The following is an 11,589-nucleotide window of genomic DNA, read 5'->3' as shown; positions in this document are numbered from 1 at the left end:
TAATGAATTTTTAACAAAAGCCCGTTATGTTGACGCATTATTGTTTTTATTCAGGAAGTGTTATGGGGAATAAGTATTCTGGCCTGCAAATCGGTATTCACTGGCTGGTCTTTTTGTTGGTTATTGTGGCGTACAGCGCCATGGAGTTTCGCGGATTTTTCCCGCGCAGCTATCGCCCCTTGTTCAACATGGTGCACGTATCCTGCGGTATCACTATTTTAACGCTGATGGTGGCGCGTCTGCTGGTCAGGCTGAAATACCCGGCTCCGCCGATTGTGCCAAAACCGAAGCCGATGATGACCGGAATGGCGCATCTGGGGCATCTGGTTATCTATCTGTTGTTTATTGTCCTGCCGATTATTGGGCTGGTGATGATGTACAACCGGGGTAACCCGTGGATTGCATTCGGCATCGTTATGCCGCATGCGGCAGAGGCCAACTTTGATTTAGTGGATATGCTGAAGTCCTGGCACGTGACGCTGGCAAACCTGGGTTATTTTGTTATTGCTCTGCATGCTGCTGCTGCCCTGATGCATCACTATTTCTGGAAGGACAATACGTTGTTGCGCATGATGCCGCGAAAACGCTCCTGAGGTAATGCCCCGCAAATGTGGGGCATTTTTTTAGCCGATTATTTTTCCAGACATCATAAAAGCTTATCGACAAGATGGTTAAACAACGCTCAATTCGCCACACTTGTCACTTGATCACTGTCTTCATTAAAACTACTGTATATAAATACAGTTATATGAGAGGCAGATTATTATGTTGTTTTTCCAGCCAGTTGAACACCGCGAAATCAAACACTTCCCGCTATTTAGCGATCTCGTGCCCTGCGGTTTTCCCTCTCCTGCGCAGGATTACGTTGAGAAACGTATCGATCTCAACGATCTGTTGGTGCAGCATCCCAGCGCAACCTATTTTGTTAAATCGTCTGGCGACTCCATGATGGGGGCAGGGATCGGTGCTGGCGACTTGCTGGTAGTCGACAGTGCCAGAAAAGCGGCCCACGGAGACATTGTGGTTGCTGCTATTGAAGGCGAATTCACCGTTAAGCGCCTGCAATTGCATCCGGTGGTGATGTTGAAGCCAGAGAACAGCGCCTACGCGCCGATCATGATCGGCAGCGAGGACACGCTGGATATATTTGGCGTGGTGACATTCATCATTAAATCTGCGGGCTGATTATGTTTGCGCTGGTGGATGTTAATTCATTTTATGCCAGCTGTGAGTCGGCATTCCGGCCCGATCTGAAGGGCAAACCTGTAGTGGTTTACTGAATTTGGCCACCTGAACAGAGGTGATATGCTCACCTCAGAACATTACAGGTGCCTCAATGAAAAAAAGAAATTTCAGCGCAGAGTTTAAACGTGAATCCGCTCAACTGGTCCTTGATCAGAACTACACCGTTGCAGCTGCGGCCAGTGCTATGGATGTGGGTCTTTCTACCATGACGCGATGGGTAAAGCAGTTGCGGGATGAACGACAGGGCAAAATACCTAAAGCCTCCCCTATAACCCCGGAACAGATTGAAATACGTGAGCTGAAGAAAAAGCTACAACGCATTGAAATGGAAAACGACATATTAAAAAAGGCTACCGCGCTCTTGATGTCAGACTCCCTGAACAATTCTCGTTAATCGGGAAACTCAGAGCGCAGTATCCTGTGGTCACACTCTGCCACGTGTTCGGGGTTCATCGCAGTAGCTACAAATACTGGGAGAAAAGCGCCGAAAAGCCAGACGGCTGGCGAGCTGTGTTACGCAGCCAGGTTCGGGAGCTGCATAACATCAGCCATGGCTCTGCTGGCGCAAGAAGTATCGCCATTATGGCAACCCTGAGAGGCTTCAGAATGGGACGCTGGCTTGCTGGCAGGCTCATGAAAGAACTGGGGCTGGTGAGTTGTCAGCAGCCTACCCACCGGTATAAACGTGTTGGTCATGAACACATCGCTATCCCGAATCGCCTTGAGCGACAGTTCGCAGTGACAGAACCTAACCAGGTGTGGTGCGGCGATGTGACGTACATCTGGACAGGCAAGCGTTGGGCTTACCTTGCAGTTGTTCTCGATCTGTTCGCAAGGAAACCAGTGGGCTGGGCAATGTCATTCTCGCCGGATAGCAAGCTGACCATCAGAGCGCTGGAAATGGCGTGGGAAGCTCGCGGTAAACCAGTCGGAGTGATGTTCCACAGTGACCAGGGTAGCCACTATACAAGCAGGCAGTTCCGGCAGTTACTGTGGCGTTGCCAGATCAGGCAGAGTATGAGCCGACGTGGAAACTGTTGGGACAACAGCCCGATGGAACGCTTCTTCCGTAGTCTGAAAAACGAGTGGGTGCCAGTGACAGGTTATATAAACTTTAGCGATGCTGCTCATGCGATCACAGACTATATCGTCGGGTATTACAGCTCGCTAAGGCCGCATGACTATAACGGTGGGTTGCCCCCAAACGAATCGGAAAACCGATACTGGAAAAACTCTAAAGCCGTGGCCAGTTTTAGTTGACCACTACAAGCCCAGCACAGGACTATGTTGAGGACAGACTGGATCTCAATAACTTGTTGATAAGACATCCAAGTGCCACTTACTTCATAAAAGTTAGCGGGGAGTCTATGCATGGCGCTGGTATCAGTGATGGTGATCTTTTAGTGGTTGATCGCTCGCTTTCGGCCGTACATGGCGATATTGTTATTGCTGCTGTTTCAGGTGAATTCACCGTGAAAGAACTTCGTACTCATCCTTATCTACAGCTAGTACCTCACAACCATCATTATTCCGCGATTTCATTTCAAAATGTGGATGAATTAGAAATATTTGGCGTAGTAATTTTTAGTATTAAGGCGCATAAATAGATATGTTTGCTCTCGTCGATGTAAATAGTTTTTATACTTCTTGCGAAACTGTTTTTCGGCCAGACTTGCAGGGGAAACCTGTTGTCGTCGTTTCAAATAACGATGGCTGTATTATTTCTCGCTCAGCTGAAGCAAAATCACTTGGTATAAAAATGGGTGAGCCTTTCTTTAAAATAAAGAATAATACATATAGTTCTAGAATTCATGTCTTCAGCTCTAACTATGCACTCTATGCTGATCTAAGTGAGCGAGTTATGCAGACATTAAATGAAACATCTCCCTCCGTCGAGATTTATTCAATTGATGAAGCTTTTGTTAATTTATCTGGGATGATGAATTGCATGCCCCTAAGTTCTTTCGGCTATGAGATGAAAAATCAAGTATTAAAAAATACTGGTTTAATTGTGGGAGTAGGTATTGCACAAACAAAGACATTAGCAAAGTTAGCTAATCATGCCGCCAAAAAATGGCGTGGCACTGGTGGTGTTGTCGATTTATCGAATATTGATCGGCAGCGTAGACTGATGGCACTTACCTCTGTTGAGGATGTTTGGGGTATTGGTCGAAGAATTAGTAAGAAACTTAACTCCATGGGTATTAATACAGCGCTTGATCTGGCTGAAAGCTCATTGTGGGTAATAAGAAAGCATTTTAATGTCGTGCTTGAAAGGACCGTCCGAGAACTTCGTGGTGAGCAATGCCTTGAACTAGAAGAATTTTCACCAACAAAACAACAGATCATCTGTAGTAGATCTTTTGGCCACCGTATAACTCAGTACTCAGATATGCATCAGGCCATTTGTGCTTATGCAGAGCGGGCGTCAGAAAAACTACGTAGTGAGCGCCAGTTTTGTCGTTTCGTTAGCGTTTTTCTTCGTACAAGCCCACATGCAGATAACGAAATATACTATGGGAATCAAGCATCCGTAAAACTATTGATACCATCTAATGATACACGTGACATTATAAACGCTGCTACGAACGCCCTAAGGAGGGTATGGGTTGATGGTCATCGATATATGAAGGCTGGTGTTATTCTTACTGATTTTTTTAGTAATGGAGTGGCTCAGCTAAATTTATTTGACGATAATACCCAACGAAGAAACAGCGCTGCGTTAATGGAAACCATCGACAAATTGAATAAGTCAGGGAAAGGAAAAATTTGGTTTGCAGGTCAGGGGGTCGAAAAAACATGGGCTATGAAACGTGAGATGTTGTCTCCCTCTTACACAACCCGCTATTCAGATTTGCCAGTGGCGAAGTGAAATGGCTTTGAACTGATTCCCTAATGGGGATTTATATTATAGACGTAAAGATAGGCTATATTAGAGTACATTTTTCCGACTGGAGGAGTTGATAGATATCCAACATGTGAATCGCCATGGATAATCTAGACACTTCCGAGCCGTTGATAATACTGGTTTTCATATTCTGTCGGCGACATCTGATTGCTCGAACCATGCTGACGCTTACTATTATAACACATTTCGATGTAATCAAAAATATCGCTGCGGGCTTCATCCCGCGTTCCGTAGATCTTTTTCTTTATTCGCTCGCGTTTCAGTAACTGGAAAAAGCTTTCTGCAACCGCGTTATCGTGACAGTTACCGCGACGGCTCACACTCCTTTCCAGGCCGTGTGATCTCAGGAACGACTGCCATTCATGGCTTGTGTACTGACTGCCCTGGTCCGAGTGAACCGGCACCGATCTTTGCGGATTACGCCGCCATACAGCCATCAGCATTGCGTTCAGGACAATGTCCTTTGTCATCCGGGATTACATTGACCAGCCGATAATTTTGCGTGAGAACAGGTCAACCACCACGGCCAGATACAGCCAGCCTTCGTGAGTCCTGATGTAGGTTATGTCCGTTACCCAACGCTCATCCGGAGCATCCGGATTGAACTGTCGCTGGAGCCTGTTGGGCGACACGATACTGGCCTCGCCTTTGCGTGCACGCGGGCTTCGGTACCCGACCTGAGCCTTTATCCCGACACGCTTCATCAGTCGCCAGACTCTGTTCACTCCGCACTGTTGCCCACTATCCCGCAAGTCCAGATGGATCTTGCGATAACCATAAACGCAACCGGACTCCAGCCAGAACTGTTTGATCTGTCCCGTTAGTCTCAGGTCTACCTGGTGGCGCTGAGAATGCGGCTGCTTAAACCAGGCGTAAAAGCCACTGGGATGAACATCCAGCACCCGGTAAAGCAGACGAACAGGCCAGCAACGGGTGTTGTCACGGATAAAGACGTACCTCAGTCGGACAGCTTTGCGAAGTACGCCGCGGCTTTTTTTAATATGTCCCGTTCGTCAGTAACCCGCTTCTGCTCTTTCTGGAGCCGGCGGATTTCGGCCTGAGCATCTGACTGTTCTTTATTAGTGGGTGACGTACTTCTTAATCCAGGCGTAAAGGCTGTGGGTGGTGATATCGAGACGTGTTGCAACGCTTGAAACAGAATGACCGCGATCAACAACCTGTTTGACTGCTTCAATTTTAAACTCTTCGGGATAACACTTACCGCTCATGGGCACCTCTCTTCAAGCCATTTTAAATGACTCTGAGGTGTCTGTTAAACCCGTGGCGATTCAAGTCACTAAAATCGAAAAGACTGAAAAAAGTTAGTAATTAAATATGTTTATAAATCATATCGTTGCTAACAACTAACTGTTAGCTTCATTCAGATACAATGATGGCTGTGTCATTGCCAGTAGCGCGGAGGCAAAAGCGCTTGGCGTTAATATGGGCGCACCATATTTCAAACAGAAAGATCTGTTCAGGCGCTATGGCGTGTTCTGTTTTAGTTCGAACTACGAATTGTATGCGGATATGAGCAGCAGGGTGATGTCGATTCTGGAGGAGCTGTCGCCGCGCGTGGAGATGTACAGTATTGATGAAGCCTTTTGCGATTTAACGGGCGTGCGAAACTGCCGGGATCTGACGGATTTTGGTCGGGAAATCAGAGCAACCATTTTACAAAAAACACGCCTCAAGGTTGGGGTCGGTATCGCCCAGACCAAAACCCTGGCCAAGCTGGCTAACCATGCTGCCAAAAAGTGGCAGGAACAGACTGGCGGGGTGGTGGATCTCTCGAATATTGAGCGCCAGCGTAAGCTGATGACTGCGCTCCCGGTTGATGAAGTCTGGGGTGTTGGACGCCGTATCAGTAAAAAACTTGACGCTATGGGCATTAAAACGGTCTGCGACCTAGCAGATACCGATATTCGCTTTATCCGCAAACATTTCAACGTTGTGCTTGAGCGCACTGTGCGGGAATTGCGCGGTGAACCTTGCCTGGAGCTGGAGGAGTTTGCGCCAGTTAAGCAGGAAATTATCTGCTCAAGATCGTTTGGTGAAAAACTCACGGATTACAACGCGATGCGAGAGGCAATTTGTACCTATGCTTCACGTGCTGCGGAAAAGCTGCGCAGAGAGCACCAGTTCTGCCGGTTTATCTCTACGTTTATCAAAACCAGCCCATTTTCCCTGAATGAACCGTATTACGGTAACAGCGCATCGATAAAACTGCTGACACCAACCCAGGATAGTCGGGAAATTATAAGGGCGGCCACATGTAGCCTGGACGCAATATGGCGAGAGGGGCTACGTTATCAAAAAGCAGGGGTCATGCTGGGCGATTTTTTTAGCTCAGGTGTTGCACAGTTGAATCTTTTTGATGACAACGCTCCACGGCATAACAGCGATAAGCTGATGGCCGTTCTGGATACGCTCAATGCTGAAAAGGGTAAAGGAACGCTCTATTTTGCCGGACAAGGTATACAACAACCGTGGGCGATGAAGCGAGATATGCTCTCACCGCGTTATACCACGAGATACAGTGATTTGCTGCGGGTTGGGTAGGGTTTGTTCATCATTGAATGGAGGGCCTTTTATTCGCCTGATAATCAGGTCTCGCAGCGCCGCAGCATATCACTGGGCCATTGAGAGAATAAGACCGCTGAATAACAGCGGCCTTATTGCTTTTATTTAGACTCTAATTCCGGTGCTTTTTCTTCAGTAAGTTCAACCTCACGATACCAGCGAGGATGGTGTTTCTTCGCCCAGCGTCGACTCACTTTCCCTTCGATCATCCCTTTAATTGAACCTTTTACCCAAAACGCCATGTACATATGGATCAGAATGGCGTGGATCAGCACAATGGCTGCTGTCGCGTGGATTAACAAACTCCAACGAACAATGTTAATTGAGAAATAATGGGCAAAGTAGGGCCTCCAGATAATAACGCCGGTAATCAGTAATACCAGAATTAGACTCATGATGCTCCAGAACATCATTTTCTGCCCTGCGTTGTATTTCCCCACATCAGCGACTTTATGCTCATTGCCTTTAAGTACCTCAACGATCCCTTTAATCCAGGGAAGGTCCTGTTTATCGGGAATGTTGTGGTGTACAAAACGGACGAACATAAACATCAGCACGATGAAAATTATCACCCCGAAAAACGGATGTAGAATTCGCCCCATTTGCGGTGTACCGAAAGTTTCGGTGAGCCATTGCAACGTCGGGAAGAACAGCGCAATACCGGAAAGCGACACCAGGAAGAAGCTTATTACCACCGTCCAGTGACAAGCACGGTCGATGAATTTGGTGCGCAGAATCATTTTGCTTTTACTCATGACCGTTCTCCTCTTCATCATCATCCGTCTCTTTGTTTGGGCCGACTCCCACGTAGTGGTAAATCAGCCCGGCAAAGGTGGCGATAAATCCGGCGGCGGAGAGTGGTTTTAAAATCCCCTTCCAGAAGTTCACTGGTGCGGCGATTTTTGGCTCATCCGGCAGATTGTGGTACAGCGATGGTTGATCCGCGTGATGAAGTACATACATCACGTGGGTACCGCCGACCCCTTGCGGGTTGTAGATGCCCGCATTGGCATAGCCGCGTTTTTTCAACTGCGCCACGCGAGTTTCCGCTACATTGAGCATCTCTTTTTTGGTGCCAAACTGGATAGCGCCGGTCGGACAAGTTTTCACGCAGGCCGGTTCCTGGCCCACGCTGACCCGGTCAACGCACAGCGTACATTTGTAGACCCGGTTATCTTCGGGATTAAGTCGCGGAATATTGAACGGGCAGCCAGCAATGCAGTAGCCACAGCCAATACAGTGCTCGGACTGAAAGTCGACAATCCCGTTGGCATACTGAATGATTGCTCCAGCGGATGGACAGGCTTTCAAACAGCCGGGATCGGCGCAGTGCATGCAGCCGTCTTTGCGGATCAGCCATTCCAGCTTGTCGTTCTGGGTGGTTTCGCTAAAGCGCATCACCGTCCAGGACTTAGCGCTGAGATCGGTCGGGTTGTCGTAGACGCCGTTGCAGTAGCCCACTTCATCGCGAATATCGTTCCACTCTGAGCAGGCGACCTGACAGCCTTTACAGCCAATACAGGTAGTGACATCAATTAATTTTGCCACTTCTGCACGGTAATCCCGCGCCTGGGGCGGTGGCGTGATGCTGTTCGTCGCCGAGCGTTTAATAATATCTTGTGATTGCATAGCCATGAGTTCCCTTCCTTACGCTCGCTCGATGTTGACCAGAAACGCTTTATACTCCGGTGTTTGCGAGTTCGCGTCACCCACCGATGGCGTTAACGTATTGGCGAGGAACCCTTTGCGTGTGGCGCCTTCAAAGCCCCAGTGACAAGGGATACCGATAGTATCGACCGGCTTACCATCGATCGTCAGCGTTTGCAGACGTTTGGTGACCACCGCCTTCGCTTTGATAAAGCCGCGTTTCGACATCACTTTCACCGTATCACCTGCCGCAATGCCTTTTTTGCTCGCCAGCGCCTCACCGATTTCGATGAATTGATCGGGTTGAGCAATGGCGTTGAGCAGCGCATGTTTGGTCCAGTGGCGGAACAGTTCGGTAATGGAGTAAGTTGTGGCGACGTACGGGAAGGCATCCGCTTTACCCATATTGGCGATATCGTCATGGTAGATACGCGCAACCGGGCTGGATACAACATTCGGGTGCAGCGGGTTGGTACCAATAGGCGACTCAATGGGTTCGTAATGTTCCGGGAATGGCCCGTCGTTCATTTTGTCGATGGAGAACAGACGCGCTACGCCTTCCGGATTCATGATAAACGGACCAACGTTGCTGCCCGGTGCGGCCTGGCCGTAGTCGGCTACGTCCATACCGGCCCACTTTTTGCCATTCCAATGCAGCAGGGTTCGTTTGGGATCCCACGGTTTTCCTGATGGATCGGCCGAAGCGCGATTGTAGAGAATACGGCGGTTGGCAGGCCATGACCACGCCCAGCCCGGTGTGCAGCCCAGACCATACGGATCGCTGTTGTCGCGATTGGCCATCTGGTTGCCTTGTTCTGTCCAGCTTCCGCAGTAGACCCAGCAGAAACTGCTGGTCGAGCCGTCATCGCGCAACTGTGCAAAGCTGCTGAGCTGCTGGCCTTTTTTGGCTATAAGCTGGCCTTTGTCATCATAAAGGTCTTCAAGCGCCTGGCCATTTGCTTCACGCGCAATCTCTTCTGGGTGTGGGTCGTATGGATCTTTATAATTCCAGGCAATATTCAACAAGGGTTGCGGATTCGCTCCACCTTCCTGTTGATACAACTCGCGCAGCCGCATAAACAGGCGACCGAGGATCTTCCCGTCATGTAAGGCTTCACCTGGTGGTTCTGCCGCAGCCCAGTGCCATTGCAACCAACGCCCGGAGTTAGCGATTGAACCATTTTCTTCAGCAAAGCAGGAAGAGGGCAGACGGAAAACTTCGGTCTGAATATCTGCCGGGTTTACATCGTTCATCTCGCCATGATTTTGCCAAAAATTGGACGACTCAGTGACCAGCGGATCGATAACCACCATATATTTCAGTTTTGAAAGCGCGCGAGTTGATTTGTTTTTATCCGGAAACGCCGCCAGCGGATTGAAGCCCTGAACGATGTAACCATTAATCTTCCCTTCGAGCATCAATTCAGCCTGGGTCATTACGTCATACAGGCGATCCCATTTAGGTAGCCAGTCGTAGCCCCAGTTATTTTCCACTGTTGCATTGTCGCCCCAGAAACTTTTCATCATGCTAACAAAGAACTTCGGCGTATTTTGCCAGTAATTGACCTCATTCACGCCTAGCGCAGGCGGCGTGATTTGCGAAATATAGGTCTGGTAGTCTGTCTGTTTTTCCGACGGCAGCGGCATATAGCCCGGCAGGTTCGTCGACAACAAGCCAAGATCGGTATAGCCCTGAATATTGGAGTGGCCACGTAAGGCGTTAACGCCACCGCCCGCCATGCCTATATTGCCCAGTAGCAACTGGAGCATAGCGGCGGCGCGGATAATCTGTGCCCCGGCGGAGTGGTGTGTCCAACCCAGCGCATACAGAATAGTAGCGGTGCGGTCAGGCACGCTGGTGCTGGCGAGAATTTCGCAGATACGATTGAAATCTGCCACTGAGGTCCCACACAACCGGTTAACCATTTCTGGCGTATAGCGGTCGACGTGGGCTTTCAGCAAATTCCACACGCAGCGTGGGTGAGACAATGTTTCATCACGCAGGGCATTACCCTGTTCGTCAAGCTGATAGAACCAGCTCGATTTATCGTACTGGCGTTTTTTGTCGTCATAGCCACTGAACAAGCCGTCGTCGAACTGATAGTCATCACGGATAATCAGGCTGGCGTTGGTGTAATGGCGCACATAGTCGTGCTGCACCTGGTTGTTTTCCAGCAGATAACGGATTACACCGAGCAGGAATGCGGTGTCGGAACCAGCGCGTATTGGCGCATACAGATCGGCGACGGCGGCGCTACGGTTAAAACGCGGGTCGACTACCACCACGGTGGCGTCGTTTTTAGTTTGCGCTTCGACTACCCATTTAAAGCCTACCGGATGTGCCTCAGCGGCATTACCGCCCATAATAAGCACTACGTTGGCATTTTTAATATCGACCCAGTTGTTGGTCATCGCACCACGTCCAAACGTTGGTGCAAGAGCAGCAACGGTGGGGCCATGACATAACCGTGCTTGACAGTCGATAGCGACCATACCTAGTCCGCGAGCAAATTTACCGTCGAGGATCCCGGTTTCATTACTTGCCGCTGAGGAGCATAGCATGCCCGTGGTGGACCATCGGTTGACGGTAACGCCCTGGGCATTTTTCTCAATAAAGTTGGCATCGCGGTCATCTTTCATAAGTCGGGCAATACGATTAATCGCATCATCCCAGCCAATACGCTGCCATTTATCCGAACCCGGTGCGCGATATTCGGGATACTGCAGACGGGTTTCACTATGAATATAATCCAGCACGCCAGCGCCTTTAGGGCACAACGATCCACGGCTCACCGGATGATCCGGATCGCCCTCAATATGGTAGATACTTTCTTTGACGTTTTTGGCTGTATCGCCAAGGCTGTACATCAGCATGCCGCAGCCTACTGAGCAGTACGTACAGTTATTACGTGTCTCTTTTGCTTTTAAGAGTTTGTATTGACGGGTTTCCGCGTGAACGGAAAAAGATGATAAGAATCCGAGAGATGCAACAGTTGTTCCTGCCATACCGCCCGCGCAGATTCGAAAGAACTGCCTCCGGCTGAGCTCCATTTTTTTCTCCAGCTTAAACTTAAGACATGAAAAAGTATGGTTATTGTAAGGTTAAATTGTTTTATAAACCATTAACTTTTAGTGGTTATTGACGTGGGAGCATATTAATGCTGTAAGCCTGGGGTATGGATTGGTAAAAATTGATCATGTCAGGT

At 49.0% G+C, this 11,589-nt stretch carries 7 protein-coding genes and 4 pseudogenes; 7 read left to right on the top strand and 4 right to left on the bottom strand.

What is annotated here, in order from left to right; genetic code table 11:
- Positions 1 to 62 precede the first annotated feature (62 nt).
- The 6 genes and pseudogenes from cybB to umuC (G4551_RS12220) all read left to right on the top strand — a co-directional run bounded on the left by cybB (position 63) and on the right by umuC (G4551_RS12220) (position 4,117).
- The gene (gene cybB / locus G4551_RS12245) at positions 63 to 593 is read left to right on the top strand and encodes a cytochrome b561 (RefSeq protein WP_003020322.1); all 531 of its coding nucleotides are present in this window, start codon (positions 63 to 65) and stop codon (positions 591 to 593) included.
- Between the two features lie 172 nt (positions 594 to 765).
- Positions 766 to 1,185 (top strand): translesion error-prone DNA polymerase V autoproteolytic subunit, encoded by a 420-nt coding sequence (locus G4551_RS12240; protein ID WP_003020321.1) that lies wholly within the window; start codon positions 766 to 768, stop codon positions 1,183 to 1,185.
- A 2-nt stretch (positions 1,186 to 1,187) separates the two neighbouring features.
- A pseudogene (locus tag G4551_RS24000) lies at positions 1,188 to 1,274 on the top strand (Y-family DNA polymerase); the annotation flags it as partial.
- Between the two features lie 62 nt (positions 1,275 to 1,336).
- A protein-coding gene (locus G4551_RS12230; RefSeq protein WP_085951607.1) for an IS3 family transposase occupies positions 1,337 to 2,505 on the top strand; the annotation gives its coding sequence in 2 pieces (ribosomal slippage) (positions 1,337 to 1,586 and positions 1,586 to 2,505; 1,170 coding nt in all).
- 8 nt (positions 2,506 to 2,513) lie between these two features.
- Positions 2,514 to 2,852, top strand: a pseudogene (gene umuD / locus G4551_RS12225) (translesion error-prone DNA polymerase V autoproteolytic subunit); the annotation flags it as partial.
- A gap of 2 nt (positions 2,853 to 2,854) precedes the next feature.
- Positions 2,855 to 4,117 carry a translesion error-prone DNA polymerase V subunit UmuC gene (umuC, locus tag G4551_RS12220; protein ID WP_003836068.1) on the top strand — a complete coding sequence of 421 codons (1,263 nt, stop codon included), beginning with the start codon at positions 2,855 to 2,857 and terminating at the stop codon, positions 4,115 to 4,117.
- A gap of 125 nt (positions 4,118 to 4,242) precedes the next feature.
- Here the strand turns inward: umuC (G4551_RS12220) and G4551_RS12215 are convergent.
- Positions 4,243 to 5,382: pseudogene (locus G4551_RS12215) on the bottom strand (IS3 family transposase).
- Between the two features lie 160 nt (positions 5,383 to 5,542).
- Here G4551_RS12215 and umuC (G4551_RS12210) point away from each other — a divergent pair.
- Positions 5,543 to 6,715 (top strand): annotated as a pseudogene (gene umuC, locus G4551_RS12210) (translesion error-prone DNA polymerase V subunit UmuC); the annotation flags it as partial.
- A 122-nt stretch (positions 6,716 to 6,837) separates the two neighbouring features.
- Here umuC (G4551_RS12210) and fdnI read toward each other — a convergent pair.
- The 3 genes from fdnI to fdnG are packed head-to-tail and all read right to left on the bottom strand — an operon-like array spanning position 6,838 to position 11,434.
- Positions 6,838 to 7,491: a formate dehydrogenase-N subunit gamma gene (fdnI, locus tag G4551_RS12205; protein ID WP_003836077.1), complete on the bottom strand. Its 654-nt coding sequence runs from the start codon at positions 7,489 to 7,491 to the stop codon at positions 6,838 to 6,840.
- Positions 7,484 to 8,371, bottom strand: coding sequence for a formate dehydrogenase subunit beta (gene fdxH, locus G4551_RS12200; protein WP_003836079.1), 888 nt, complete (start codon positions 8,369 to 8,371; stop codon positions 7,484 to 7,486). The genes fdnI and fdxH overlap by 8 nt, the downstream gene beginning before the upstream one ends.
- Positions 8,372 to 8,383: 12 nt before the next feature.
- Positions 8,384 to 11,434, bottom strand: a complete 3,051-nt coding sequence (fdnG, locus tag G4551_RS12195; protein ID WP_071524267.1) for a formate dehydrogenase-N subunit alpha — start codon at positions 11,432 to 11,434, stop codon at positions 8,384 to 8,386.
- Positions 11,435 to 11,589 lie beyond the last annotated feature (155 nt).

The organism is Citrobacter freundii ATCC 8090 = MTCC 1658 = NBRC 12681, from assembly GCF_011064845.1.
Taxonomy (GTDB): domain Bacteria; phylum Pseudomonadota; class Gammaproteobacteria; order Enterobacterales; family Enterobacteriaceae; genus Citrobacter; species Citrobacter freundii.
Note: the sequence above shows the minus strand (reverse complement) of the source record. Positions and strands in the feature narration are given on the sequence as shown.

Excerpts from the sequence above, each read along its gene's own strand:
- G4551_RS12240 (WP_003020321.1), top strand. The coding sequence starts at position 766 with ATGTTGTTTTTCCAGCCAGTTGAACACCGCGAAATCAAACACTTCCCG.
- fdxH (WP_003836079.1), bottom strand. The coding sequence starts at position 8,371 with ATGGCTATGCAATCACAAGATATTATTAAACGCTCGGCGACGAACAGC.
- cybB (WP_003020322.1), top strand. The coding sequence starts at position 63 with ATGGGGAATAAGTATTCTGGCCTGCAAATCGGTATTCACTGGCTGGTC.
- fdnG (WP_071524267.1), bottom strand. The coding sequence starts at position 11,434 with ATGGAGCTCAGCCGGAGGCAGTTCTTTCGAATCTGCGCGGGCGGTATG.
- umuC (WP_003836068.1), top strand. The coding sequence starts at position 2,855 with ATGTTTGCTCTCGTCGATGTAAATAGTTTTTATACTTCTTGCGAAACT.
- fdnI (WP_003836077.1), bottom strand. The coding sequence starts at position 7,491 with ATGAGTAAAAGCAAAATGATTCTGCGCACCAAATTCATCGACCGTGCT.